The organism is Luteimonas sp. A482 (assembly GCF_054072655.1).
Window position 1 is genome coordinate 67,030 of the sequence record NZ_JBSVRO010000006.1, and the last position, 26,038, is coordinate 93,067.

At 67.2% G+C, this 26,038-nt stretch carries 20 protein-coding genes and 1 tRNA gene; 1 reads left to right on the forward strand and 20 read right to left on the reverse strand.

Annotated elements, in window-relative coordinates; all coding sequences use genetic code 11:
* Position 1 precedes the first annotated feature (1 nt).
* Positions 2 to 1,549, forward strand: coding sequence for a DUF1501 domain-containing protein (locus ACW5DW_RS14960; RefSeq protein ID WP_457019978.1), 1,548 nt, complete (start codon positions 2 to 4; stop codon positions 1,547 to 1,549).
* 622 nt (positions 1,550 to 2,171) lie between these two features.
* Here ACW5DW_RS14960 and pnp read toward each other — a convergent pair.
* The 20 genes from pnp to ACW5DW_RS15060 all read right to left on the reverse strand — a co-directional run bounded on the left by pnp (position 2,172) and on the right by ACW5DW_RS15060 (position 26,036).
* Positions 2,172 to 4,280, reverse strand: a complete 2,109-nt coding sequence (gene pnp / locus ACW5DW_RS14965) for a polyribonucleotide nucleotidyltransferase (protein WP_457019980.1) — start codon at positions 4,278 to 4,280, stop codon at positions 2,172 to 2,174.
* Between the two features lie 126 nt (positions 4,281 to 4,406).
* Positions 4,407 to 4,667 (reverse strand): 30S ribosomal protein S15, encoded by a 261-nt coding sequence (gene rpsO, locus ACW5DW_RS14970; protein ID WP_457019982.1) that lies wholly within the window; start codon positions 4,665 to 4,667, stop codon positions 4,407 to 4,409.
* 185 nt (positions 4,668 to 4,852) lie between these two features.
* Positions 4,853 to 5,821, reverse strand: a complete 969-nt coding sequence (gene truB / locus ACW5DW_RS14975) for a tRNA pseudouridine(55) synthase TruB (protein WP_457019984.1) — start codon at positions 5,819 to 5,821, stop codon at positions 4,853 to 4,855.
* 178 nt (positions 5,822 to 5,999) lie between these two features.
* Positions 6,000 to 6,338, reverse strand: coding sequence for a 30S ribosome-binding factor RbfA (gene rbfA / locus ACW5DW_RS14980; protein ID WP_457019986.1), 339 nt, complete (start codon positions 6,336 to 6,338; stop codon positions 6,000 to 6,002).
* 135 nt (positions 6,339 to 6,473) lie between these two features.
* A complete protein-coding gene (infB, locus tag ACW5DW_RS14985) occupies positions 6,474 to 9,083 on the reverse strand; it encodes a translation initiation factor IF-2 (RefSeq protein WP_457019988.1) in 2,610 nt (869 codons plus the stop codon).
* A gap of 95 nt (positions 9,084 to 9,178) precedes the next feature.
* Positions 9,179 to 10,690, reverse strand: coding sequence for a transcription termination factor NusA (gene nusA / locus ACW5DW_RS14990; RefSeq protein ID WP_457019989.1), 1,512 nt, complete (start codon positions 10,688 to 10,690; stop codon positions 9,179 to 9,181).
* Positions 10,691 to 10,797: 107 nt separating this feature from the next.
* Positions 10,798 to 11,379 (reverse strand): ribosome maturation factor RimP, encoded by a 582-nt coding sequence (rimP, locus tag ACW5DW_RS14995; protein ID WP_457019991.1) that lies wholly within the window; start codon positions 11,377 to 11,379, stop codon positions 10,798 to 10,800.
* Between the two features lie 175 nt (positions 11,380 to 11,554).
* A tRNA-Met gene (locus tag ACW5DW_RS15000) sits at positions 11,555 to 11,631 on the reverse strand.
* 76 nt (positions 11,632 to 11,707) lie between these two features.
* On the reverse strand, positions 11,708 to 13,156 hold the full coding sequence (gene nuoN, locus ACW5DW_RS15005; protein ID WP_457019993.1) for an NADH-quinone oxidoreductase subunit NuoN: 1,449 nt from the start codon (positions 13,154 to 13,156) through the stop codon (positions 11,708 to 11,710).
* A gap of 88 nt (positions 13,157 to 13,244) precedes the next feature.
* Positions 13,245 to 14,759 (reverse strand): NADH-quinone oxidoreductase subunit M, encoded by a 1,515-nt coding sequence (locus ACW5DW_RS15010; RefSeq protein WP_457019994.1) that lies wholly within the window; start codon positions 14,757 to 14,759, stop codon positions 13,245 to 13,247.
* A 4-nt stretch (positions 14,760 to 14,763) separates the two neighbouring features.
* Positions 14,764 to 16,878, reverse strand: a complete 2,115-nt coding sequence (nuoL, locus tag ACW5DW_RS15015; RefSeq protein ID WP_457019995.1) for an NADH-quinone oxidoreductase subunit L — start codon at positions 16,876 to 16,878, stop codon at positions 14,764 to 14,766.
* Between the two features lie 326 nt (positions 16,879 to 17,204).
* Entirely contained in the window at positions 17,205 to 17,528 is a 324-nt protein-coding gene (gene nuoK, locus ACW5DW_RS15020; RefSeq protein ID WP_457019997.1) for an NADH-quinone oxidoreductase subunit NuoK, read from the reverse strand.
* Positions 17,528 to 18,178, reverse strand: coding sequence for an NADH-quinone oxidoreductase subunit J (locus ACW5DW_RS15025; RefSeq protein WP_457019998.1), 651 nt, complete (start codon positions 18,176 to 18,178; stop codon positions 17,528 to 17,530). Before ACW5DW_RS15025 ends, nuoK begins: the two co-directional genes overlap by 1 nt.
* 10 nt (positions 18,179 to 18,188) lie before the next feature.
* Entirely contained in the window at positions 18,189 to 18,680 is a 492-nt protein-coding gene (gene nuoI / locus ACW5DW_RS15030; RefSeq protein WP_457020000.1) for an NADH-quinone oxidoreductase subunit NuoI, read from the reverse strand.
* Positions 18,680 to 19,783 carry an NADH-quinone oxidoreductase subunit NuoH gene (gene nuoH, locus ACW5DW_RS15035; RefSeq protein ID WP_457020001.1) on the reverse strand — a complete coding sequence of 368 codons (1,104 nt, stop codon included), beginning with the start codon at positions 19,781 to 19,783 and terminating at the stop codon, positions 18,680 to 18,682. Before nuoH ends, nuoI begins: the two co-directional genes overlap by 1 nt.
* Entirely contained in the window at positions 19,780 to 22,041 is a 2,262-nt protein-coding gene (gene nuoG / locus ACW5DW_RS15040) for an NADH-quinone oxidoreductase subunit NuoG (protein WP_457020002.1), read from the reverse strand. Before nuoG ends, nuoH begins: the two co-directional genes overlap by 4 nt.
* Positions 22,038 to 23,405 (reverse strand): NADH-quinone oxidoreductase subunit NuoF, encoded by a 1,368-nt coding sequence (gene nuoF / locus ACW5DW_RS15045; protein WP_457020004.1) that lies wholly within the window; start codon positions 23,403 to 23,405, stop codon positions 22,038 to 22,040. The genes nuoG and nuoF overlap by 4 nt, the downstream gene beginning before the upstream one ends.
* A complete protein-coding gene (gene nuoE, locus ACW5DW_RS15050) occupies positions 23,405 to 23,932 on the reverse strand; it encodes an NADH-quinone oxidoreductase subunit NuoE (protein WP_457020005.1) in 528 nt (175 codons plus the stop codon). Before nuoE ends, nuoF begins: the two co-directional genes overlap by 1 nt.
* A gap of 8 nt (positions 23,933 to 23,940) precedes the next feature.
* Positions 23,941 to 25,263 carry an NADH-quinone oxidoreductase subunit D gene (locus tag ACW5DW_RS15055; protein ID WP_457020006.1) on the reverse strand — a complete coding sequence of 441 codons (1,323 nt, stop codon included), beginning with the start codon at positions 25,261 to 25,263 and terminating at the stop codon, positions 23,941 to 23,943.
* Entirely contained in the window at positions 25,260 to 26,036 is a 777-nt protein-coding gene (locus ACW5DW_RS15060) for an NADH-quinone oxidoreductase subunit C (protein ID WP_457020104.1), read from the reverse strand. The genes ACW5DW_RS15055 and ACW5DW_RS15060 overlap by 4 nt, the downstream gene beginning before the upstream one ends.
* Positions 26,037 to 26,038 lie beyond the last annotated feature (2 nt).

Consider the following 26,038-nt stretch of genomic DNA (forward strand, 5'->3'; position numbering starts at 1 on the left):
CATGACCATCGAACTCGATCGCCGCGGCTTCCTGAAGGGTTGCTGCGCCACTGCCGCGGTTGGCGCCGCGGCTCCCGCATTGTTCTTCGGCAACAACGCGCACGCAGCCGTCAACAGCTACGACACCATCGTCCACGTGTTCCTGCGCGGTGGCATCGACGGGCTCAACCTCGTCGTGCCTATCTCGGGCAACGACCGCGACCACTACCAGCAGGCGCGTCCGGATATCCAAGTGCCGGTCAGCGGCGAGAACGCCGCGCTGCCGCTCACCCTGGCCAACGGTTCGGCCACCGGCTTCGGCCTGCACGCAGCAGCTACCGGGCTGCGCGACGTCTGGGCCGACGGCAGGCTCGCCATCGTCCACTGTTGCGGCATGCAGACCACGGTCACGCGCAGCCATTTCGACGCGCAGCAGTACCTGGACTTCGGCACGCCCGGCAACAAGGGCAACGGTACCGGCTGGATCGCCCGCGCCTGGGAGACGCAGCCGGGCGCTTCGTCGTCAGTGGTCATGCCGGCGCTGGCGGCCAACAGCCGCATGCCCGCCAACCTGCTCGGCGCCACTCAGGCCCTGACCATGGGCAGTCCCACCGACTTCGACCTCAACTCGGGTTCCTATGCCTGGCAGCGCGTGCGCGACGGCTCGCCCACGGGCTTCAAGGGCGTGAACGAGACGCTGGCCAGCATGTGGCAGGGCAACGTGGGGGTGGAACACAGCGGCCGGGCTGCCGACGGCGCACTGCGCACGGTCGCGCGGCAGGCCTACAACGCAACCCTGCCGACCGCGTGGCCGACCACGACCTTCGCCCGCCAGCTGTGGACGGTGGCGCAGTCGATCCGCTTCAACCTCGGCCTGCGCTATGCGGCCGTCGACGTGGGCGGCTGGGATACGCACGAGAGCCAGGGCAACAGCGGCGGCGGCTATTTCCACGGGCGCGTGGGGGAGCTGTCGCAGGCGCTGGCGGCCTTCTATGGCGAACTTGCGGCGACCGGTGAGATGGGGCGGGTGACGGTGGTCGTGCAGTCGGAATTCGGCCGACGCGTGCGCGAGAACGGCAGCGGCGGCACCGACCACGGTTACGGCAACCCGCTGCTGGTGATGGGTGGCCCGGTGAACGGGCGACGCTTCTACGGCAGCTGGCCCGGGCTGCATCCGGAAATCCTCTCGCCGCACTTCGGCGACGTGCCGGTGACCACCGACTTCCGCCGCGTCTTCACCGAACTGCTGCGCGCGCGCATGGGGCACACCCGCACGGCCGAGGTGTTTCCCGGCTACAGCGGCTACAGCACGCTGGGCATGTTCGCCGCCGCAGGCGCGGCGGCGGCGGCGGCCTCGGCGTCGGCACCCGCGCGGCAGGTACCGCAGCCGGCGCTGTCCAATATCCACACGCCATCCGCCGCGTCGACGGGCCCTGCTGAAACCGCCTCGACAGTCACGGGACCGATCCGCCATCGCCGCGGCACGGTGCGGATGCCCACCCGCATCTCGCAGCCGTTGCTGCGCCTGCGGTTGAAGCTCTACCGGCTGATGCAGCAGCACCGGCTGTAGGCGCCTGCGTCATTTGTACGCGGCCCGTGCCGTGTGGCGCCCCGGCGGGCCGCACCAGGAAAGTCTGGCTGTCATGTCGACCGCAGGGAGACATCTGCTCTCGGATGCGCAGCCTATTGGATAGCCTTCGGTCGGAGTCGTCCCGGGGCGGGGGTTGCTCCCCGGCTCGGTCAGCCATCCATGGCTGACTCGCCGCCGCAGCGCATCCATGCGCTGCTTTCCGCAACCCCCGCCCCGGAACGACCATCGCCCAGTCACTGACGTGCTTCGAAAAAAGCTCCCACCGAAGCATCGCAGCACCCGTCGCAGTGAGCCGTGCCCTGGCGACCGGGGATCGCGGCAAGCAAAACATGGATGTTTTGCGCGTGAGTCAGGGCAGGGAGAGCGTGGATGGCTTGCGCGGCATGCCGCGCATCCACGCGAGCGCCCGGCGCGCTGCGCCGGGCTGGACCGCGCAGCGGCCCTGACCGAGCGAAAAGCGATTCCCGGTCGACAGGGCGCGGCGTCTATCCGAAGCCCGCGGGACTTCAAGCAATCGTGCCCACCTTCTCCCTTGATTGGGAAAGAACCAAAGAAAAAGGCGGGCCGAAGCCCGCCTTTCCTTGACGCGAACGTTGCCGGCTTATTCGGCCGACACGCCCTCGCCTTCTTCGATGGCCTTCATCGACAGGCGGATGCGGCCCTGCTTGTCGACTTCCAGCACCTTGACCTTCACCACGTCGCCTTCCTTGAGCACGTCGCTGACCTTCTCGACGCGGTCATTGGAGATCTGCGAGACGTGCACCAGCCCGTCCTTTCCGGGCGAGATGGTGACGAACGCGCCGAAGTCCATGATCTTGGCGACCTTGCCCTCGTAGATGCGGCCCGGCTCCACGTCGGAGGTGATCTGCTCGATGCGGTCCTTGGCGGCCTGGCCGGCCACGGCGTTGACCGAGGCGATGGTGATGGTGCCGTCGTCCTGGATGTCGATCTGGGTGCCGGTTTCCTTGGTGATCGCCTGGATCACCGAGCCACCCTTGCCGATCACTTCGCGGATCTTGTCGGGGTGGATCTTGATCGTGATCAGGCGCGGCGCGAACTCGCTCAGCTCCGAACGCGGCGCGGTCAGCGCGGCTTCCATTTCCTTGAGGATGTGCAGGCGGCCCTGCTTGGCCTGGGCCAGCGCGACCTTCATGATCTCCTCGGTGATGCCCTGGATCTTGATGTCCATCTGCAGCGCGGAGATGCCGCTCGCGGTGCCGGCGACCTTGAAGTCCATGTCGCCGAGGTGATCCTCGTCGCCGAGGATGTCGGACAGCACGACGAAGTCGTCGCCTTCCTTCACCAGGCCCATCGCGATGCCGGCGACCGGCGCCTTGATCGGCACGCCCGCGTCCATCAGCGCCAGCGACGAACCGCACACCGACGCCATCGACGAGGAACCGTTGGACTCGGTGATCTCCGAGACCACGCGGATGGTGTACGGGAATGCTTCCATCGTCGGCATCACTGCCAGCACGCCGCGCTTGGCGAGGCGGCCGTGGCCGATCTCGCGACGCTTCGGGCCCATCATGCGGCCGGCTTCACCCACCGAGTAGGGGGGGAAGTTGTAGTGGAACAGGAAGTGTTCCTTGTACTCGCCGGCGACGGCATCGATGATCTGGCCATCGCGCGCGGTGCCGAGGGTCACGGCCACGATGGCCTGGGTCTCGCCGCGGGTGAACAGCGAGGAGCCGTGCACGCGCGGCAGGATGCCGACGCGGCTGGCGATCGGGCGCACGGTGTCGAGCGCGCGGCCGTCGATGCGGATCTTGGTCTTGAGGACCGAGTCGCGCATCGTCTGGTATTCCTGCTCGCCGAACTCCTTCGAGAGGTCGCCGGCGGTCCACGCCTTGGTCTCCGCCTCGGGGGCCAGCGCGTTCAGGATGGCCTTCTTGACGGTGGAGATGGCGTCCTTGCGCTCGAGCTTGTCGCGCACCTGGAACGCGGCCGCGAGCTGGTCGCCCACGGCGGTGCGAATGGCGCTGACGATGCCTTCGTCGGCAGCCGGCGCGCTCCAGGTCCACTTCGGCTTGCCGGCTTCGGCAACCAGCTCGTTGATCGTGGCGATCGCGACCTGCATCTGCTGGTGGCCGAACATCACCGCGCCGAGCATCACGTCTTCCGACAGCTCCTTGGCTTCGGACTCGACCATCAGCACTGCGTTGGCGGTGCCGGCGACGACCAGCTCGAGCTCCGAATCGGCCAGCTCGCTGACGGTCGGGTTGACCACGTACTGGCCAGCCTTGTAGCCGACCTTGGCGGCGCCGATGGGGCCGTCGAACGGCGCGCCCGACAGCGACAGCGCGGCCGAGGCGCCGAGCAGGGCGAGGATGTCGCCATCGACTTCCGGGTTCATCGACATCACGGTGGCGATGATCTGGACTTCATTGCGGAAGCCGTCCGGGAACAGCGGACGGATCGGGCGGTCGATCAGGCGCGAGATCAGCGTTTCCTTCTCGGTCTGGCGACCTTCGCGCTTGAAGAAGCCGCCGGGGATCCGGCCACCGGCGTAGAACTTCTCCTGGTAATCCACGGTGAGCGGGAAGAAGTCCTGCCCCTCGCGCGCGGTCTTGTTGGCAACGGCGCTGACCAGCAGCACGGTGCCCTCGCACGAAACCATCACCGCGCCGCCGGCCTGGCGCGCGATCTCGCCGGTTTCAAGGGTGATGGTGCGGTCGCCGTACTGGAAGCTCTTGGTCACTTTTGCCACTTGGGGATTCCTTGGGATGACTCTTTCGATGGACCGGCCAGGACCCCTGTCCCGGTCGGGTGGCCGCGTCCACCACGGCCAAAAAAAGAACCGCGGCGCATCACTGCGCCGCGGCGGTGTTCCGGCTTAGCGACGCAGGCCGAGCTTCTCGATCAGGGCCCTGTAGCGCGCAGCGTCCTTGCGATGCAGGTAGTCGAGCAGGCTGCGGCGGCGGTTGACCATCATCAGCAGGCCGCGCCGGCTGTGGTGGTCCTTCTTGTGCGTCTTGAAGTGTTCGGTCAGGTGCACGATGCGTGCGGTGAGCAGGGCCACCTGCACTTCCGGCGAACCGGTGTCGTTGGCGGCGCGCGCGTGTTCCTGGATGATCTGGTTGTTGTCGATGGACATGATTGCCTCTGGTCACGAAACCCGCAGATCACGTCGCCGCATTGTTGGTGTCGGCGCGTACCACAAGGGTTCGTCATGGGGATGATGGGAAGGCCGGAATGGCCAGCCCGTGCTGGATCGATCTGCTGTTGGAAGTGCTTGAAAAAGCCGTGGAATTGTAGCGGCTCCGGACCGGCCGGACAAGCTCAGCGCGCGTCGCCGGCTGCTGCCTCGCTGGCCCATGTGAACAGCCGCTTCGCGCGCAGCGCGCCGTCCGCCACCTCGCCCAGCCCCAGCGCGCGTCCGTCCGGGCCGAACACCGCCACGCCTCCGGCGGGGTGGAAATCTCCGTTCACGACCTGCCCCCGGCCCAGGCGCCGCGCCTGCGCGTCGTCCAGCTCGACCGGTGGCCACGAGGCCATGCCCTGTTCCAGCGGCAGCAGGCAGGCCAGCAGGCTGCGTTCCCCGCGTGCGGCCAGCGCCTGCAGCTCGTCCAGGGTCCACATCCGCGGATCCCTGAACGGATCGACCCACAGCCGTCGCAGCTCGACCACGTGGGCGCCGCAGCCCAGGTCCTCGCCCAGGTCGCGCACCAGGCTGCGCACGTAGGTCCCCGAGCCGCATTCGACATGCAGGCGCAGCTGAGGGGCAATGCCGTTCAGGTCGTCGAGCAGGTCGGCCGCCGACTGCAGCCGGAACTCGTGCACGTCGACCGGCCGCGGCTCGACCTCCACCACCTCGCCACGCCGCGCCTTCGCGTACAGCGGCTCGCCGCCGCGCTTGAGCGCCGAATAGATCGGCGGGCGCTGCTGGATGCGGCCGGTCAGCACGTGCAGGGCCTGGTCGATCCGCGGGATGCGCAGCATCGGCACGGGCCGCTCGCGCAGCGGCTGGCCGTCGGCATCGTCGGTGTCGGTGACCACGCCCAGGCGGGCGACAGTGTCGTAGGCCTTGCGCGCGCCGAGCAGGCCGCCCGCGATCTTGGTCGCCTCGCCGAAGCACACCGGCAGCAGGCCGGTCGCAAGCGGATCAAGGCTGCCGGTGTGGCCGGCCTTCTCGGCGCGGAACAGATGGCGCACCCGCTGCAGTGCCTGGTTGGAACTCAGGCCACGCGGTTTGTCGAACAGCAGGATGCCGTCGAGCTTGCGGAATTTCGTGCGTGGGCGGGAGGTCATCGGGTGATTGTAGGAGGCCGACTCACAACCGGGGAATTCGTCCGGGCCTTGTCATTGCGGGGCGCGGTGATTTGTTTGTCCCGAAAGCGCAAATTGTCATCCCGAGCTTAGCGAGGGATCTGCCTTTCGCGCGGGCGCAGATCCCTCGCTGCGCTCGGGATGACAGAGGATCGAGGAACTACAGGTCGCGCAGCAACTGGTCGATGCGCTCGCCGCGATCAACCGAATCGTCGTAGTGGAAATGTAGCTCGGGCACGTGCCGCATCTTCACCGCGCGCGCCAGGCGGAAGCGGACCTCGTGCGCGACCGCGCGCAGCCCCTTCACCGCCTCGAGCGCACGCTCCGCTTCCAGCGCGGTCACGAACACCTTGGCGTGCGCCATGTCGCGCGAGACCTCGACATCCGACACGCTGAGCGACGGCAGCCCGTGTTCGGCCACCGCCTCGCGCACCAGCGTGCCGAGCTCCCTGCGGAGCTGCGCGGCGATGCGGTCGGTACGGTGGAAAGACTTGGTCATCGTGAATGGGGAACCGGGATTGGGGAATGTGGGAGAAAGGGCGGGAAACGCCGGAACGGATCCGGAGCCGGGATGTCGGAACGGTGGCTGTCTGCCACCGTTCCCTGTTCCCGGCTTTCCATTCCCGGTGGACGCTTACAGCGTCCGCTGGACCTCGATGCGCTCGAAGCACTCGATCTGGTCGCCGGGCTTGACGTCGTTGTAGGCCTTCACCGCGATGCCGCACTCGGTGCCGTTGCGCACTTCCTCGACGTTCTCCTTGAAGCGGCGCAGCGATTCCAGCTCGCCCTCGAAGACCACCGTGTTGTCGCGCAGCACGCGGATCGGGCGGTTCTTGCGAACCACGCCCTCGACCACGATCGAACCGGCGACGGCGCCGAACTTGGAGCTGCGGAACACGTCGCGGACCTCGGCGATGCCGATGATCTCTTCGCGGATTTCCACGCCCAGCAGGCCGGATGCCACCTGCTTCACCTGGTCGATCACGTCGTAGATGATCGAGAAGTAACGCAGGTCCAAGCCGCTGTTCTCGATCACCTTGCGCGCCGAGGCGTCGGCGCGGACGTTGAAGCCGATGATCGTGGCCTTGGCGGTAGCCGCGGCGTTGGCGTCGGACTCGGTGATGCCGCCCACGCCCGAGACGATCACGTTGATGCGGATCTGCTCGTTCGACAGCGCGGTCAGCGCCTGGCGCAGTGCTTCCACCGAACCCTGCACGTCAGCCTTGATGACCAGGTTGAGCTGCAGCTGCGCCTCGCTCTTGCCCATCTGCGCGATGATGTCTTCCATGCGGTTGCCCGCCTGCGCCACCAGGCGCAGTTCGCGGCGCTTGGCCTCGCGCTGCTGGGCGACGTCCTTGGCCAGGCGCTCGTCCGCGACCACGACGAAATCGTCGCCGGCATCGGGCACGCCCGACAGGCCGAGCACCTGTACCGGGATGGACGGACCGGCATTCTCCACCTGCGAGCCAGTCTCGTCGAACAGGGCACGCACGCGCCCGTACTGCACGCCGCACACCAGGTAGTCACCCTTCTCCAGCAGGCCCTGCTGCACCAGCACCGTCGCGACCGGGCCGCGGCCCTTGTCGAGCGAGGATTCGATGACCGTGCCCGAGGCGCGGCCGTCGGCCACGGCGCGAAGCTCCAGCAGCTCGGACTGCAGCAGGATCGCGTCGAGCAGGTTGTCCACGCCATCGCCGGTCTTGGCCGACAGCTCGACCATCTGCGTGTCGCCACCGAAGTCCTCGGCGACGAGTTCGTGGGCCAGCAGCTCGTTCTTGATCCGCTCGGGGTCGGCGTCGGACTTGTCGACCTTGTTGATCGCCACGATCAGCGGCACCTTCGCCGCCTTCGCATGCTGGATCGCCTCGATCGTCTGCGGCATCACGCCGTCATCAGCCGCAACCACCAGCACCACGATGTCGGTCAGCTTGGCGCCGCGCGCGCGCATCGAACTGAACGCGGCGTGGCCCGGGGTATCGAGGAAGCTGATGACGCCCTTGCTGGTCTCGACGTGGTACGCGCCGATGTGCTGGGTGATGCCGCCGGCCTCGCCGGTGGCGATCTTGGTGCGGCGGATGTAATCCAGCAGCGAGGTCTTGCCGTGGTCGACGTGACCCATGATCGTGACCACCGGCGGACGCTGGGCCTGCTCGCCCTGCGTGTCGACGGCGTGCGCCAGCAGCTCGGACTCGGCGTCGTTGCTCTCGGCGGCGACGGCCTTGTGGCCGAGCTCTTCGACGATCAGCACCGCGGTGTCGTGGTCGATGCTCTGGGTGATGGTGGCCATCACGCCCATCTTGAACAGCGCCTTGACCACGTCGCCGCCCTTGAGCGCGAGCCTCTGCGCCAGGTCAGCCACGGTGATCGCCTCGCCGATCGCCACTTCACGCACCACCGGTGCGGTCGGGCGTTCGAAGCCATGCGGGCCCGCGCCGCTGCGCGACTGCTCCACGTGGCGACGCGACTTCGGCTTGCCGCGCGAGCTGGTGCTGCGGCGCGCGCGCTCGGTCGGGCTCAGGTGCAGCTGGCCGGCGAAACGGGCGGTGTTTTCGTCGTCCTCGACACCGGCCACCATCGCGTGCGAGCCGCGGTTGCCCTTGTGCTTGGGACCGGTGCCGCGCTCGTCGCGCGGCGGCGGCGGCTTCGGATGGCCGTGGCCGTGGGCCGGCTTGCGCGCGGCCGCATCGGCATCGGGCTCCGCCGCGCCAGTGCCAGCGCCGGCGGCCTGTTCGGCCTCCTTGCGCAGCCGCTCGGCCTCGGCATCCTGCTGGCGCTTGATCTCGGTCGCTGCGTCGACACGGCGCTGGTCTTCCTCGGCCAGGCGCTGCTGCTCGGAGAGGTTGCGCTGGCGCGACTCCTCGAGCTTGCGCAGGATCTCGGCCTGCTCGTCGTCCACCCCAGCGCCGCCGCCCTTGGCGGTCTCGTTGGTCGGCTTGACCAGCGTGACCTTCCTGCGCACCACCACGTCGACGGTCGCGCGGTTCTTGCCGCCGCCGACGGTGAGTTCCTGCTTGCGCGTGCGGTTGAGCGTGATCTTCTTCGGCGCAACCGCTTCCTCGGCTGGCTTGTCGGCCTTGCCGTGGGTGCGGCGCAGGAAGCCGAGCAGCTTGACCTTTTCGGTGCTGGTGACGACCTGGTCGGGACCAGTGAACGCCATGCCCGCTTCGGACAGCTGTTCCAGCAGCTTCTCCACCGGCGTGTTGACCAGGGCGGCGAGCTTGCGGATGGTGGTTTGTTGCGACATTCGGATTCTATGCTCTGTTTGGCGCCCCCTCGCCAAGTGCAAGGGAAGCGCGGATTCCAAGCCCTGACCTGTGCAGGGCGGCGTTCATCGCGTGGTCATTCGCCGCGCTCCAGGCGTGCGATTTCTTCGGCGCGGGCGGCCAGGATCAGCGCTGCGGCGCGTTCCCCGTCCAGCCCTTCGATGCCGAACTCAAGCACTTCGTCCGCCGCCAGGTCGGACAGTTCTTCGCTGGTTCGCACACCGTGCGAGGCCAGCGCGTAGGCGGTTTCGTCGTCCATGCCTTCCAGGGCCAGCAGGTCCTCGGTCGGCGCGTTCTCGTCCAGCCCCTCCTCGACCGCGAGCGCGTCGTTGAGCAGCGCGTCGCGGGCGCGGGCGCGCAGTTCCTCGACGATGTCCTCGTCGAAGCCCTCCACCGCCAGCAGCTCGCCGACCGGCACGTACGCGATCTCCTCGACGGTGCCGAAGCCTTCGGCCACCAGGATGCCGGCGATCTCCTCGTCGACCTCGAGCTTTTCCTGGAACAGTGCGCGCGCCGTGGCCTGCTCGGCCTCGGACTTCGCGGTCACCTGGTCCTGGGTCATCACGTTCAGCTGCCAGCCCGTGAGGCGGCTGGCCAGGCGCACGTTCTGCCCGCCCTTGCCGATCGCCTGGGCCAGCTTGTCCTCGGCGACCGCCAAGTCCATCGAGTGCTTGTCCTCGTCGACGACGATCGACTGCACCTCGGCCGGCGCCATCGCGTTGATCACGAACTGCGGCGGGTTGTCCGACCACAGCACGATGTCCACGCGCTCGCCGTTGAGTTCGTTGCTCACCGCCTGCACGCGCGAACCGCGCATGCCGATGCAGGCGCCGATCGGATCGGTGCGGGTGTCGTAGGCGATGACCGCGATCTTGGCGCGGTCGCCCGGATCACGCGCGCAGCCCTTGATCTCGACCAGGCCCTGGCCCACTTCCGGGACCTCGAGCTTGAACAGTTCCATCATGAACTCGGGCGCGGCGCGGCTGATGAACAGCTGCGGGCCGCGCGGCTCGTTGCGCACGTCGAACAGGTAGCCGCGGATGCGGTCGCCGGCGCGCACGATGTCGCGCGGGATCGCCTTGTCCTTGGGGATGAAGGCCTCGGCGTTGCCGCCCAGGTCGATGAATACGTTGCCGCGCTCCACGCGCTTGACCACGCCGGTGACCAGTTCGCCGATGCGGTCCTTCCACGCGTCCACCACCTGCTGGCGCTCGGCCTCGCGCACGCGCTGCACGATCACCTGCTTGGCGGCCTGCGCGGCGATGCGCCCGAAGTCGACGTTCTCGATCTGCTCTTCGATGTAGTCGCCGACCTCGACGCCCTCGACCTCGTCCACGGCGTCCATCAGGCGCAGCTGGCGGTCGGGCGACTCCATCACCACGTCGTCGGCCACGACCTCCCAGCGACGGAAGGTCTCGTAGTTTCCGTCCTTGGAATCGATCGACACGCGGGTCAGCACGTCCTGGTCCAGATAGCGCTTCTTCGCCGCCGTGGCCAGCGCGGCCTCGATCGCTTCCAGGATCACCGACTCCGGTACGCCCTTTTCGTTGGCGACCGCATCGACCACCAACAACAGTTCTTTGCTCATCTGTTTGAAAACCTCTGAAAACCGGTTTGATCCTGTCATCACGCCCGGACACACCGTGCCCGGTCCCTCGTTCCGCGCCAGCACGACCACGCCGGCGCGGCGGAAAATCAGTCGCGCGGCGGCCTGGCCGCGCGGCGGCCCGCCGCCTTGCGCCCGGGCTTGCCGGGACGCGCATCGCCCTCGGGCAGCTCACGCGCGGGCGCATAGCCCAGTGCAGCCCAGTCCGGCACCAGGCGAGCCTTGTCGATATTGTCCGCCGACACTTCGATCATCTCGCCATCGACATCGAACACGACCGTCCCGGCGTCGACCGACACGATGGTGCCGGTCAGGCGGCGACGGCCGTCCTGCGGCAGCTTCAGCCCGACCTTGGCGCGTTCGCCGGCGAAGCGCGCGAACTGCGCGACATCGAACAGCGGCCGGTCGACGCCCGGCGAAGACACTTCCAGCGTGTAGTTGGCGGTGATCGGATCCTCGACGTCGAGCTGCGCCGACACCTCGCGGCTGACCGACTCGCAGTCCTCGACCGTCACGACCCTGGTCGCCGCCTCGGCCTGCGGCACGTCGATATACAGGCGCAGCACCGCACCGCCAGGTGCGGACAGGTATTCGATGCCGAGCAGCTGCAGCCCCAGCGATTCCACCGTGGGCGCAAGCAGCGTGCTGATCTGTGTCGCCTTGTCTGTCACGTCGTGTCGTTGAACCTTTCAGATCGCCGGAAACAACAAAGGGCCCGATGGGGCCCCTTGTCCTGAATGTCCGGCCAAAGCCGGATTTCGGCATCGAGGCAAGCAGTGACCTCGATGAAGCCCGGTTTCCCGGCACCATCCGGAGGCTTCAGCGCCTCCGGTGGTCCGATGAAACTGGTAGCGGGGGCAGGATTTGAACCTGCGACCTTCGGGTTATGAGCCCGACGAGCTGCCAGACTGCTCCACCCCGCATCAGAAGCGGAATTATGAAGATGTTGGGCGGTTTTGACAAGCCCCCCCATGCATCTTTGCGACAGGATAAGGACGATCAGGCGAATGCCTGCTGGCACCACTCCATGATCGGGCTCCAGAACAGGCCCAGGCCCAGCAGCGCCAGCGCGTTGATCGAGAACACCGCCTGCAGCGCGCCGCCGCGCACCGTCACCGGCTCGCCGGACGGCTGGTCGAAGTACATCACCTTGATCACGCGCAGGTAGTAGAACGCGCCGATCACAGCGAACACGATGCCCACGATCACCAGCCACAGCAGGTCGGCCTCGAGCGCCGCGCGCAGCACCGCGACCTTGGCCCAGAAGCCCAGCAGCACTGGCACGCCGGCCAGCGAGGCCATGATCAGCAGCACCAGGCCCGCCATCCAGGGGTTGCGTGCGTTCAGCCCACGGAAGTCCTCGATGCGGTCGGCCTCGAAGCCCTGCCGCGACAGCATCACGATCGCGCCGAACGCGGCGGCCGACATGATCGCGTAGCTGATCGCATAGAACAGCGCCGCCGCGTAGCCCTCGGCGCCGCCGGCGGCCAGGCCCATGAACATGAAGCCCACGTGCGAGATCGTCGAGTACGCCAGCATGCGCTTGAGGTTGCTCTGCGCGATCGCAAACAGGTTGCCCACTCCCAGCGACAGCGCCGCCAGCACCGCCAGCAGCAGTTGGCTCTGTTCGTAGACCGGGCCCAGCGCGAGGTCGAGCATGCGCCAGGTCATGCCGAACGCGGCGATCTTGGGCGCGGAGCCGATGAACAGTGTGATCGGCGTGGGCGCGCCGTGATAGGTGTCGGGCAGCCACATGTGGAACGGCACCGCGCCGAACTTGAAGGCGATGCCGACCACCACGAACACCGTGCCGGTGAGCAGCAGCGTCTTGTCCGTGCCGGACACGGCAACGGCCGCGTCACGGATTTCAGTGAGGTCGAGCGTGCCGGTGGCGCCGTAGACCAGGGTCATGCCGTACAGCAACAGGCCCGAGGCCAGCGAGCCGAGCACGAAGTACTTCATCGCCGCCTCGGAACCCAGCGGGCTGTCGCGGTCGGTCGCGACCAGCGCGTACGAGCACAGCGCCAGCAGCTCCAGGCCCACGTAGACCATGGTCATGTTGCCGGCCGAGACCAGCAACATCATGCCGGCCACCGCGAACAGCACCAGCACCGCCACTTCGCCCTTGTACAGGCCGCGCTCGCGCAGGAACGGCCAGATGTAGGCCATCGCCAGCGCGCTGACCAGCAGCAGCACCAGCTTCATCACGTCCGCGCCTTCGTCGCGCACGAACATGCCGGCGAGCACGGTGCCGTGTCCGCCGACGTCGAACCAGACCATCGCCGCGGCTGCCAGCAAAGTGGTCATCGCGAGCGCATGGGTGACCACGCGGCGGCGGTCGTCCAGGAACAGGTCGAGCATCAGCAGCGCAAACGCGCCGAAGACCACGAGCAGTTCGGGCGCCATCGGCGCGAGCTCGGCCAAGGAACGTACGGGAGGGGGCGTCATCGCGGTCGTAATCACTTCATGCAGTCCTCGGCGGCCACGCGGGCCACCCTGTCTCCACCCACCAACCGATGCATGGTCCGGGACCGGCTCACAGCTTGCTCGCCGCGATGTGGGCCGCCAGCTCGGCGATCGCCGGGTCCATCAGGTCGATCAGCGGCTTGGGCCATACGCCGATCAGCAGCGTGCCGAACGCGAACGTGCCCAGCACGATCCACTCGCGTGCGTTGATGTCCTTGAGCTCGGCCACGTGCGCATTGCCTACCTCGCCGAACATCACCCGCTTGACCAGCCACAGCGAGTAGCCGGCGCCGATGATCAAGGTCAGCGCGGCGGTGAACGCGATCATCGGATGGTGCTGGAAGCTGGCCAAGACCACCATGAACTCGCCGACGAAACCCGAGGTGCCCGGCAGGCCCGAGTTGGCCATCGCGAACAGCACGAAGAAGAAGGTGAACCACGGCATCACGTTGGCCACGCCGCCGTAGTCGCGGATCATGCGCGTGTGCATGCGGTCGTAGAGCACGCCGACGCAGGAGAACATCGCGCCGGAGATGAAGCCGTGCGAGATCATCTGCACCATCGCGCCCTGCAGGCCCAGGCGTGCGGCATCCTCGCCGCCGCTCACGTCGCGCACCAGCGCGAAGGCGATGAACATACCCAGGGTCACAAAGCCCATGTGCGCGACCGAGGAGTACGCGATGAGCTTCTTCATGTCCTCCTGGACCAGCGCCACCAGGCCCACGTACACCACTGCGATCAGCGACAGCGCGATCACCAGCCAGGCCCATTCGTGGCCGGCGTCGGGCGTGATCGGCAGGCTGAAGCGCAGGAAGCCGTAGCCGCCGATCTTCAGCATGATTGCCGCCAGGATCACCGAGCCACCGGTCGGCGCCTCGACGTGCGCGTCCGGAAGCCAGGTGTGCACCGGGAACATCGGGACCTTCACCGCAAACGCGGCGAGGAAGGCGAAGAACAGCCACATCTGCTCGGTCGAGGTCAGCCGCAGCGCGTACAGGTCCGGCAACTGCCAGCTGCCCGCCTTCAGGTACAGGTAGATCAGGCCGACCAGCATGAAGATCGAGCCGAGGAACGTGTACAGGAAGAACTTGATCGCCGCGTACACGCGCCGCGGGCCGCCCCAGACACCGATGATGATGAACATCGGGATCAGCATGGCCTCAAAGAACACGTAGAACAGCAGCGCGTCCACGGCCGAGAACACGCCGATCATCAGGCCCTCGAGGACCAGCATCGAACCAAAGTACTGGCTCACGCGCCGGTCGATCGATGTCCAGGCGCCCACCAGCACCAGCGCGGTGGTCAGCGCAGTGAGGATGATCAGCGCGATCGAGATGCCGTCGGCGCCCAGGTGGTACTGGATGTCATAGGCGGGGATCCACGCGCGCCGCTCGAGGAACTGCAGCCCGGTGGCGGCATAGTCGAAGCCGGTGAACAGCGGCAGGCTGAGCGCGAACACCACCAGCGCGATGGCCAGCGCAAGCCAGCGTGCGGCCGCGGCGCGTGTGTCGCCCAGCGCGAACACGGCGGCACCGCCGAGGATCGGCAGCCAGATCAGGAGACTGAGGAGGGGCCAGTTCTGCACGGGGTCAGGTCCAATAGCGGATCAGGACGGCCAGGAGCACGATCAGGCCGACGATCATCGCGAATGCGTAGTGGTAGAGGTATCCGGTCTGCATGCGGCGGACGAGCCCGGCGGTGAAATCGACAAGCCTGGCGGCGCCGTTGACGAACACGCCGTCGATCAACTTGCTGTCCACCTCGCGCGAGCCGCGGCCCAGCAGCAGGCTGCCGCCGGCGAAGCCCTTGATCCACAGGTCGTCCATGCCGTACTTGTTCTCGAGCACCCGGATCGGGCCGCGCAGCGCATGCGCCACCTTCGGCGCGAGGCTCGGGCGCCAGACGTACATCAGGGTCGCCAGCAGGAAGCCGGCCAGGCTCAGCCAGAACGCCGGCGCCACCAAGCCGTGCAGCGCGAACGCCACCGGGCCGTGCCACAGGGTGTCCTTGAGCTGCGCCATCACGTCGTTGCCTGCGAGCACCTCGATGGCCCCGGCGAAGAACGGCGTCGTCTCCTCGTGGCCGCTCCAGTCGGTGCCAAACAGCATCGGCCCGGCGGTGAAGAAACCGATCAGGATCGAGGGAATCGCCAGCAGGACCAGTGGCACGGTCACCACCCATGGCGATTCATGCGGCTCGTGCACGCCATGGTGGTCGTCGTCCACGTGGTGGCCATGCGCATCCAGGTGCGAGGGCTCATGCCGGGTTTCCTGGCCCAGCGGGCCGTGCTGCGCCTCGGGATGCGACTGCGGCACATCGCGGAAACGCTCCGCGCCGAAGTAGGTCAGGTACAGCAGGCGGAAGCTGTAGAACGAAGTCACGAATGCGCCCAGCAGCACCGCCCAGTAGCCGTAGCTGCCGACCCAGCCGCGGCCGTCGGCGGCGAGCTTGGCCGCCTCGATGATGGTGTCCTTGGAGTAGAAGCCGCTGAAGAACGGCGTCGCCACCAGCGCCAGCGTGCCGATCAGGGTGGTCCAGAAGGTGATCGGCATGTACTTGCGCAGGCCGCCCATCTTGCGCATGTCCTGCTCGTGGTGCATGCCGATGATCACGCTGCCGGCGGCCAGGAACAGCAGTGCCTTGAAGAAGGCGTGGGTCATCAGGTGGTACACGGCCGCCGAGTAGGCCGACACGCCGAGAGCGACGGTCATGTAGCCCAGCTGCGACAGGGTCGAGTACGCGACCACGCGCTTGATGTCGTTCTGCACCATGCCGATCAGGCCGGTGAAGAACGCGGTCGTGGCGCCGATGAACAGCACGAAGTCCAGCGCCGTGGGGCTGAGCTCGAAGATCGGCGACATGCGCGCGACCATGAAGATGCCCGCGGTCACCATCGTGGCGGCGTGGATCAGCGCCGAGATCGGGGTCGGGCCTTCCATCGAGTCGGGCAGCCACACGTGCAGCGGCACCTGCGCCGACTTGCCCATGGCGCCGATGAACAGGCAGATGCAGATCATCGTGGCGACCGACCATTCGGTGCTGCCGAAGATCTGGATGGTGCGCCCGTCCAGCACCTCGCTGGCGCGCCCGAACACGGTCGCGTAGTCGAGGCTGCCGAAGTACCACATCACCGCGGCGATGCCGAGCAGGAAACCGAAGTCGCCCACGCGATTGACCAGGAACGCCTTGAGATTGGCGAACACGGCGGTCGGGCGCTTGAACCAGAAGCCGATCAGCAGGTACGACACCAGGCCCACCGCTTCCCAGCCGAAGAACAGCTGCAGGAAGTTGTTGCTCATCACCAGCATGAGCATGGCGAAGGTGAACAGCGAGATGTAGCTGAAGAAGCGCTGGTAGTCCGGATCCTCGGCCATGTAGCCGACGGTGTAGACATGCACCAGCAGCGAGACGAAGGTCACCACCACCATCATCATCGCGGTCAGGTTGTCGACCAGGAAGCCGACGTGCGCCGAATACCGGCCCACCTCGAAGAAGGTGTAGAGGTTCTCGTTGAGCGGTGGCGCGCCCTGCCCCACCAGCTGCCACAGCACGTAGCCCGACAGGGCGCAGCTGATCGCGACCCCGAGGATCGTGACCGTGTGCGCGCCGGCGCGGCCGACCTGGCGGCCAAAGAAGCCGGCCACGATCGCGCCCAGCAGCGGCGCCAGCACGATGATCAGCAGGTGGGTTGTCGAAATCGCCATGTCTTGTCCATTACCCGGGTCGTACCACCTTCACTGCCGCCCTTCCGGGACGGCGACGCGTGACTTCAAAAGTCAGCGCGAGAAAATCATGCTGTTGTCATTGCAGCCATCCATGGCGCTACAGCGTGGGCTCCGGAGGGACCCGGCCCGGCCATCCATGGCCGGGCGTTCGCCGATGCGCGGAGCAGTGGTCCGCATACCTGACGTTCGAGTTGTCATTGCGGCCATCCATGGCGGTACGGCGTGGACTCCGGGGAGATCCGGCCCGGCCATCCGTGGCCGGGCGTTCGCCGCAGCGCGGACCAGTGGTCCGCAAGCGCTGCGGCTCACCCCTTCAGCGTGTCGAGTTCGGCGACGTTGATGGTGCGGTTGTTGCGGAACAGGGTGACCAGGATCGCCAGGCCGATCGCGGCTTCCGCGGCGGCCACGGTCAGGATGAAGAACACGAAGATCTGTCCCGCCTCGTCGCCGAAGTGGCGCGAGAAGGCGATGAAGTTGACGTTGACCGCGAGCAGCATCAGCTCGATCGACATCAGCAGGATGATCACGTTCTTCCGGTTGAGGAAGATGCCGGCGACGCTGATGCAGAACAGCGCGGCACCGAGCGCGAGATAGTGGCCAAGCGCGAGGCCCTGTCCGAAGAATTCCATTACCGGGTCTCCCCTTCGCCGCCCGCGGCATCCGCCGGCGGGACTTCGTCGACGGGCCGCTCGGCCGGCATGCTGACCATGCGCAGGCGGTCGGCCGCGCGGGTGCGGGTCTGTTCGCCCGGGTTCTGGTGCTTGGCACCCGGGCGGCGCCGCAGGGTCAGGGTGACCGCGGCCACGACCGCGACCGTCAGGATCAGCGCGGCCACTTCGAAGGGCAGCAGGAAGTCGGTGAACAGACGCCTTGCGATCCAGCTGACGTTGTTGCCGCCGACCGCGTCGACCTGGTCCACGCCGAAGGGCGCCAGCCGCGACTTGATGCCGATCAGCGTCAGGATCTCCACCAGCATCACCACGGCCACCAGCAGGCCGACCGGCAGGTAGCGCACGTATCCCTCGCGCAGCGGCGCCACGTCGACGTCGAGCATCATCACCACGAACAGGAACAGCACCAGCACCGCGCCGACGTAGACCACCATCAGCGCCACGCCCAGGAACTCGGCGCCGGCCAGGATCCAGGTGCAGGCCACGGTGAAGAAGGTCAACACCAGGAACAGCGCGGCGTGCACCGGGTTGCGGACGCTGATCACCGCGGCAGCCGAGGCGACGGCCACGGCGGCGAAGGTGAGGAAGGCGAGCAGTGCGAAATCCATGGTCGGTCGCTTATCGGAAGGCGGCGTCGGCGGCGCGGCGCTCGGCGATCTCGGCTTCAAGCCGGTCGCCGATGGCCAGCAGCTGCGGCTTGGTGACGATGTTCTCGCCGCGGTTCTCGAAGTGGTACTCGTGCAGGTGGGTCTGGACGATCGAGTCGACCGGGCACGACTCTTCGCAGAAGCCGCAGTAGATGCACTTGAACAGGTCGATGTCGTAGCGAGTGGTCCGGCGCGTGCCGTCCTCGGGCCGTGGCTCCGAATCGATGGTGATCGCCAGCGCCGGGCACACCGCCTCGCACAGCTTGCAGGCAATGCAGCGCTCCTCGCCGTTCGGGTAGCGGCGCAGCGCATGCAGGCCACGGAAGCGCGGCGACTGCGGCGTCTTTTCCATCGGGTACATCAGCGTGTACTTGGGACGGAACAGGTATTTGAGCGTCAGCGCCAGCCCGCCGAGCAGCTCGAGCAGGAACAGGCTCCGGAACCAGGAAACAAACTTGCCCATCACTGCCCCGCCTCGAAAACGCCGAAGTACGCCATCAACGCCACCACCACGATCCAGCCGATGCTCAGCGGGATGAACACCTTCCACCCCAGCCGCATGATCTGGTCGTAGCGGTAGCGCGGGAACGATGCGCGGAACCAGACGAAGCAGCTGGCGAAGAAGAACGCCTTCGCGAACAGCCACCACCAGCCGTCGCCGAGGATCACGCCCAGCACCGGCACGTCGGGGATCCAGGCAGCGGGGATCGGCGACAGCCAGCCGCCGAGGAAGAAGATCGGGGTCAGGAAGCTGACCAGGATCATGTTCGCGTATTCGGCCAGGAAGAACAGTGCGAACGCCGAACCCGAGTACTCGACCATGTGGCCAGCGACGATTTCGGATTCGCCTTCCACCACGTCGAACGGCGAGCGGTTGGTCTCGGCCACGCCGGACACGAAGTAGATGACGAACAGCGGCAGCATCGGCAGCCAGAACCATTCGAACAGGCCGGCGTCGCCGGACTGCGCCATCACGATCTGCGACAGGTTGAGGCTGCCCGCGCCGACCATCACGCCGACCAGGGCGAAGCCCATCGCGATCTCGTAGCTCACCATCTGGGCGGCCGAGCGCATCGCGCCGAGGAAGGCGTACTTCGAGTTCGAGGCCCAGCCGGCCAGGATCACGCCGTACACGCCCAGCGAGGTCATCGCCAGCAGGTACAGCAGGCCGGCATTGGCATTGGACAGCACCAGCTGCGCGTCGAACGGCACCACCGCCCAGGCGGCGAACGCCGGGGCCAGGGTGATCAGCGGCGCCAGCACGTACAATGCCTTGTGCGCGTTGGTGGGCTGGATGACTTCCTTGAACAGCAGCTTGAACACGTCGGCGAAGGCCTGCAGCACGCCCCAGCCCACGTACATCGGGCCGTGCCGCGAATGCATCCAGCCGATCAGCTTGCGCTCCCAGACCACGTAGAACGCCACCGACACGATCACCGGAACCGCAATGGCGAGGATCTTGAGCACGATCCAGACGATCACGCCGATCGCGCCCAGCGACATCAGCCCGTCATGCAGCGGTGCGGTCCAAGCGGACAGCAGGGTGGCGGTATTGGTCGCGCTCATGCGGCCTCCACCGTGACGTTGCCGGCGCCAAGAGCGGCAGTGGCGCCATAGCCCGACTCGACCCAGGCGCAGCCGCGCGCGACCAGGTTGCTGACGTTGACCTGCAGCGTTGCCGTGCCGGCGCCGTTGCGGACCTTGGCCATTGCGCCGCTCGCGAGCCCGGCAGCACCGGCGTCATCCGGATGCAGGCTCAGGCGCGGGCCGACGGTGAGAGGATGCGCCTGCAGCGCCTGCGCGCGGCGGGTCAGCCCGTCGACGCGGTAGATCGCCTGCGACACCGCGAGCTCGAGGCCTTCGCCGGACGCCGCGGTGGCCGCAGCGCCACGGCTTGCGTTCGGCGCGGTCGCCTGCAGCCCGGCGCGAAGCCCGGCCAGGTCGGTGAACTCGAAACCTGGCACTTGCAGCATCCCGCCAAGCGCGCGCAGCACCGTCCAACCCTGTCGCGCTTCGCCCGGCAGCTTGCCGGCGGCGATCGCCCGCTGGTCGATGCCCTCGAGGTTGGTGAGGGTCGCGTTGTTTTCGAACAGCGTCGCGATCGGCAGGATCACGTCGGCGACGCGGCGCGTGGACTGGCAGGCGAAATGGCTGAAGGCCACCACCTGCGCGCCACCCAGCGCGTTCAACGCAGCCGCCTGGTCGGCAAAGTCCAGGCCGGGCTCGACGCCGTACAGCACGTAGGCCCCACGCGGTTCCGCCAGCATGGCGGCTGCATCGCGACCGGACGGCAGCACGCCGTGGCGCGACAGGCCCAGCGCATTGGCACCCTGCGGGATGCGGCACAGCCTGGCGCCGGTCGCCTGCGCGAAACCGGCCGCTGCGGCCCGAACGGCAGCCGCGTGCGGGCCGTTTTCGGCCACCGCGCCCACGATCACGGCGATGCTGCCTGCACCGCGCACGGCTTCGGCGAGGTCCGCCGAACCCAGCGCGTCGGCCAGCCTCGACGGTGCGACGATCGCCTTGCTGGCGATATCGAACGCAAACTCGAAGTCGACCGGGCTGACCACGTGCACCTTTGCGCCGCGACGCCAGGCCTTGCGCACGCGCTGGTGCAGCAGCGGTACCTCGTGGCGCAGGTTGGAGCCGACGATGACGATCGCGTCGGCCTGGTCGATGTCGGCGACCGCCATCGCGAATGGTTCGGCCACCGCGCCATCGGACAGGTCGCGCTGGGAGATGCGATGGTCGATGTTGCCGGTGCCCAGGCCCTCGGCCAGGCGCGCCAGCAGGCTGCCCTCCTCGTTCGAGGTGGCAGGGTGCACCAGCACGCCGAGGTTGTCGGCGCCGTTGTCGCGCAGGATCCGTGCGGCGCTGGCCAGCGCCTCGTCCCAGCTGGCTTCGCGCCAGTCGCCATCGTCGCCGTTGGAGGCAACGCGCAGCAGTGGCTTCACCGCGCGATCGTCGGCGTACAGGCCCTGGTGCGAGTAGCGGTCGCGGTCGGACAACCAGCACTCGTTGACCGCATCGTTGTCGCGCGGCACCGCGCGCATCACGTCGCCACGGCGCATGTGCAGGAACAGGTTGCTGCCCAGCGCATCGTGGAAGCCCAGCGATTCGCGCGCGATCAGCTCCCAGGGACGGGCGCGGAAGCGGAAGACCTTGTTGGTCAGCGCGCCGACCGGGCACACGTCGATGACGTTGCCCGACAGTTCGGTGGTCAGCGGCTTGCCGTCGTAGGTGCCGATCTGCAGGTCCTCGCCGCGCTGCATTCCGCCCAGCTCGTAGGTACCGGCGATTTCGTCGGTGACGCGGATGCAGCGGGTGCAGTGGATGCAGCGGGTCATGTCGCTGGACACCAGCGGGCCGAGGTCCTCGTCGGCGACCACGCGCTTGCGTTCGACGAAGCGGCTCACCGACCGGCCGTAGCCCAACGACAGGTCCTGCAGTTCGCACTCGCCGCCCTGGTCGCAGATCGGGCAGTCGAGCGGATGGTTGATCAGCAGGAACTCCATCACGTTGCGCTGCGCCTTGAGCGCCTTCTCGTTGCGCGTGAAGACCTTGAGGCCGTCCATCACCGGCGTGGCGCAGGCGGGCGACGGCTTCGGCGCGGAACGGCCGCCGACCTCGGTGTCGACCAGGCACATGCGGCAGTTGGCCGCGATCGACAGCTTGTCGTGGTAGCAGAAACGCGGGATCGCGATGCCGGCCTTGTCCGCGGCCTGGATGATCATCGAGCCCTTGGGCGCGGCCAGCTCGACGCCATCGATGATGACGGTGACGTGGTCGGGCGGCAGGTTCGGATTGACGGGCTGTGCGCTCACGCGGCCACCTTCTCGGCCTTGACCAGCGTGCCTGCAAGCTCGTCGTCGACGTGGAAACGCTTGTTCACGATGGCGTATTCGAATTCGTGCCAGTAGTGGCGCAGGAAGCCTTGCACCGGCCAGGCCGCGGCCTCGCCGAAGGCGCAGATGGTATGGCCCTCGATCTGCCCTGCCGCCGCACGCAGCATATGCAGGTCGTCGAGCGTGGCTTCCATGTTGGCGATGCGGGTGAGCATGCGGTACATCCAGCCGGTGCCCTCGCGGCACGGGGTGCACTGGCCGCAGCTTTCCTTGAAATAGAAGCGGGCGATGCGCTGGCAGGCGCGCACCATGCAGGTGGTGTGGTCCATGACGATGACCGCGCCCGAGCCGAGGCCGGAACCGGCCTTCTGGAGCGCGTCGTAGTCCATGGTCAGGCCCATCATCGTCTCGCCCGGCAGCACCGGCATCGACGAACCGCCGGGGATCACGCCCTTGATGGGGTTGCCGTTGCGGATGCCGCCGGCCAGCTCCAGCAGCTCGCTGAACGGCGTGCCGAGGCGGATTTCGTAGTTGCCCGGCCGACCGACATGGCCCGACACCGAGAAGATCTTGCAGCCGCCGTTGTTGGGCTTGCCTAGATTGAGGAACCACTCGGCGCCATTGCGCACGATCGCCGGCACCGAGGCAAAAGTCTCGGTGTTGTTGATCGTGGTCGGCTTGCCGTACAGGCCGAAGTTGGCCGGGAACGGCGGCTTGTAGCGCGGCTGGCCCTTCTTGCCTTCCAGCGACTCCATCAGCGCGGTCTCTTCACCGCAGATGTAGGCGCCGGCGCCCAGCGCGTTGTAGATCTCGATGTCGATGCCCGAGCCAAGAATGTCGCTGCCGAGCCAGCCATTGGCATAGGCCTCGCGCGTGGCTTCCTCAAGATGCTCGAATGGCTCGTGGTGGAACTCGCCGCGCAGGTAGTTGTAGCCCACGTTCGAACCGGTCGCATAGCAGGCGATCGCCATGCCCTCGACGACCGAGTGCGGGTTGTAGCGCAGGATGTCGCGGTCCTTGCAGGTGCCTGGTTCGGACTCGTCGGAGTTGCACAGGATGTACTTCTGCATCTCGCCCTTGGGCATGAAGCTCCACTTCAGGCCGGTCGGGAAGCCTGCGCCGCCACGGCCGCGCAGGCCGGACTGCTTGACCATCTCGATCACGTCGGTCGGCGGGATCTTCTCGGTCAGGATGCGGCGCAGCGCCTGGTAGCCACCGGTCTTGAGGTAGTTCTCGTACGACCACGGCTTGTCGAAATGCAGCGTGGTGTAGACAGCCTGGTGCTCCTTCGGCGCGGGGCCGACGGGGCCGTAGCCTTCCGAATAGTGCGAATGACCCGCCATTACTTCAGCCCGTCCAGCAGCTCGTCCACCTTCTCGGGGGTGAGCTTCTCGTGGTAATGCCCGTTGATCACGACCACCGGCGCGCCGCAGCACGCGGCCACGCACTCTTCCTCGCGCTTGAGGTAGACGCGCCCGTCGGCAGTCGACTCACCCAGCCTGCAACCCAGCTTCTTTTCCGCGTGCTCGACCAGTTGCTCGGCACCGTTGAGCCAGCAGCTGATGTTGGTGCAGAAGGCGACGTTGTTGCGACCGACCTCCTGGGTTTCGAACATCGTGTAGAAGGTCGCCACCTCGTACGCCCACACCGGCGGCAGGTCGAGGTACCTGGCGACGCCCGCGATCAGCTCGTCGGTCAGGAAGCCCTGGTTCTGCTCCTGCACGGCAAACAGCCCCTGCAGCACGGCCGAGCGCTTGCGGTCGGCCGGGAACTTCGCCAGCCAGTGGTCGATGTGCGCACGGGTCGCGTCGCTCAGCACGACCATCGGGTCGACGTTGCGCGCGTTTTCGAAATTGCCTGTCGCTTTCATCGCCTGCCTTACCTGTCGATTTCGCCAAACACGACGTCGTACGTGCCGATCATCGCCACCACGTCCGACAGCATGTGCCCCCTTACGATCTCGTCCATCGACGACAGGTGCGCGAAGCCGGGCGCGCGCACATGCAGACGGAATGGCTTGTTGGCGCCGTCGCTGACCAGGTAGCAGGCGAGCTCGCCCTTGGGCCCCTCGATCGCGGCATAGGTCTCGCCAACCGGCACGCAGTAGCCTTCGGAGAACAGCTTGAAGTGGTGGATCAGTGCTTCCATGTCGTCCTTCATCTCCTCGCGGGAGGGAGGCGCGACCTTGTAGTTGTCGATCATCACCGGGCCGGGGTTGGCCCGCAGCCACTTCACGCACTGCTCGACGATGCGCGTCGACTGGCGCATCTCGGCCACGCGGACCAGATAGCGGTCGTAGCAGTCGCCGTTGGCGCCAATCGGGATATCGAAATCGACTTCGGCGTACTTCGCGTACGGCTGCTTCTTGCGCAGGTCCCAGGCCACGCCCGAACCACGCAGCATCGGCCCGGTCATGCCCCAGGCCAGCGCCTGCTCCGGCGGGATCACGCCAATGCCGACGGTGCGCTGCTTCCAGATCCGGTTGTCGGTGAGCAGGGTCTCGTACTCGTCGACGCGGTTCGGGAAGTCCTTCGCAAAGGCCTCCAGGTAGTCCAGCATCGAGCCTTCGCGCCACTCGTTGAAGCGCTTGAGCTTGGCGCCCTTGCGCCACGGGGACTCGCGGTACTGCGGCATGCGGTCCGGCAGGTCGCGATAGACGCCGCCGGGACGGTAGTAGGTCGCGTGCATGCGCGCGCCCGACACTGCCTCGTACACGTCCATCAGTTCCTCGCGCTCGCGGAACGAGTACAGGAACACCGCCATCGCGCCCAGGTCGAGCGCGTTGGAACCGAGCCACATCAGATGGTTGAGGATCCGCGTGATTTCATCGAACAGCGTGCGGATGTACTGCGCGCGAACCGGCGCCTCGATGCCCATCAGGATTTCGATGGCGCGCACGTAGGCGTGCTCGTTGCACATCATCGACACGTAGTCCAGGCGATCCATGTAGCCGATCGACTGGTTGAACGGCTTGGACTCGGCCAGCTTTTCGGTACCGCGGTGGAGCAGGCCGATGTGCGGGTCGGCGCGCTGCACCACCTCGCCGTCCATCTCCAGGATCAGGCGCAGCACGCCGTGCGCGGCCGGATGCTGCGGGCCGAAGTTGAGCGTGTAGTTGCGGATTTCCTGCGAGAACTCGGCCCGGCTGCTGGCGAAGGCTTCGCCGGACGGTCGCGGTGGCGTATTCGGAACGAGGCTCATTTCGGCCCCTCCGACCTGCCCGCATGCTCGCGGCGTGCGCGCTGCTCGTCCACCGCGGTCTGGTAGCGCGCGTCGTCGCGAATGACGCGCGGCACGGTCACGCGCGGCTCCACCGAGGTCACCGGCTCGTACACCACGCGCTTCTTTTCCGCGTCGTAGCGCACTTCGACATTGCCGATCAGCGGGAAGTCCTTGCGGAACGGATGGCCGACGAAACCGTAGTCGGTCAGGATCCGGCGCAGGTCCGGGTGGCCCCTGAACACGATGCCGAACAGGTCGAAGGCTTCGCGCTCGAACCAGTTGGCCACAGGCCACAGGCCGGTCAGCGAAGACACGACGGGCAGGTCGTCGCTCGGCGCGTAACAGGTCACGCGCAGGCGGCGGTTGTGCTGCAGCGACAGCAGTTGCGTCACCGCGGCGAAACGACGCTGCGGCACATGGATCGCGCCGATACCATCGGGCTGGTCGAGCTGCTGCGAAGTCGTTTCGCCAAAGCCGAAGCGGCCGGGACCGCGCCCTTCGACGCCGCGGCTGTAGCCTTCGGACGAAGCTTCCGTATCCCACTCGTCGCTGCCGTAGCCCAAGTAGTCCACGCCGCACAGGTCGACCAGCGACTCGAATGCGAATTCATCGCGCAGCGCGGTGCAGACCTCGAGCCAATCGCCGGACGTGACCAGCCCGACCTCGCCACGCGGCATGGCCACGCTGACCGCAGCATCGGGGAAGCGTGCGCGCAGGCGCTCGGCGAAGGCAGCCGCGGTTTCGCGGGTCATGC

What these genes read in the sequence shown, in the direction of transcription:
- nuoE (WP_457020005.1), bottom strand. Translation starts at nt 23,932, where the DNA reads ATGAAAGCGACAGGCAATTTCGAAAACGCGCGCAACGTCGACCCGATG.
- nuoF (WP_457020004.1), bottom strand. Translation starts at nt 23,405, where the DNA reads ATGGCGGGTCATTCGCACTATTCGGAAGGCTACGGCCCCGTCGGCCCC.
- infB (WP_457019988.1), bottom strand. Translation starts at nt 9,083, where the DNA reads ATGTCGCAACAAACCACCATCCGCAAGCTCGCCGCCCTGGTCAACACG.
- rpsO (WP_457019982.1), bottom strand. Translation starts at nt 4,667, where the DNA reads ATGTCCATCGACAACAACCAGATCATCCAGGAACACGCGCGCGCCGCC.
- nuoI (WP_457020000.1), bottom strand. Translation starts at nt 18,680, where the DNA reads ATGGGCAAGTTTGTTTCCTGGTTCCGGAGCCTGTTCCTGCTCGAGCTG.
- ACW5DW_RS15025 (WP_457019998.1), bottom strand. Translation starts at nt 18,178, where the DNA reads ATGGATTTCGCACTGCTCGCCTTCCTCACCTTCGCCGCCGTGGCCGTC.
- ACW5DW_RS15060 (WP_457020104.1), bottom strand. Translation starts at nt 26,036, where the DNA reads ATGACCCGCGAAACCGCGGCTGCCTTCGCCGAGCGCCTGCGCGCACGC.
- nuoK (WP_457019997.1), bottom strand. Translation starts at nt 17,528, where the DNA reads ATGGAATTCTTCGGACAGGGCCTCGCGCTTGGCCACTATCTCGCGCTC.
- nuoL (WP_457019995.1), bottom strand. Translation starts at nt 16,878, where the DNA reads ATGGCGATTTCGACAACCCACCTGCTGATCATCGTGCTGGCGCCGCTG.
- ACW5DW_RS15055 (WP_457020006.1), bottom strand. Translation starts at nt 25,263, where the DNA reads ATGAGCCTCGTTCCGAATACGCCACCGCGACCGTCCGGCGAAGCCTTC.
- nuoH (WP_457020001.1), bottom strand. Translation starts at nt 19,783, where the DNA reads ATGAGCGCGACCAATACCGCCACCCTGCTGTCCGCTTGGACCGCACCG.
- nusA (WP_457019989.1), bottom strand. Translation starts at nt 10,690, where the DNA reads ATGAGCAAAGAACTGTTGTTGGTGGTCGATGCGGTCGCCAACGAAAAG.
- nuoN (WP_457019993.1), bottom strand. Translation starts at nt 13,156, where the DNA reads ATGACGCCCCCTCCCGTACGTTCCTTGGCCGAGCTCGCGCCGATGGCG.
- ACW5DW_RS14960 (WP_457019978.1), top strand. Translation starts at nt 2, where the DNA reads ATGACCATCGAACTCGATCGCCGCGGCTTCCTGAAGGGTTGCTGCGCC.
- rbfA (WP_457019986.1), bottom strand. Translation starts at nt 6,338, where the DNA reads ATGACCAAGTCTTTCCACCGTACCGACCGCATCGCCGCGCAGCTCCGC.
- truB (WP_457019984.1), bottom strand. Translation starts at nt 5,821, where the DNA reads ATGACCTCCCGCCCACGCACGAAATTCCGCAAGCTCGACGGCATCCTG.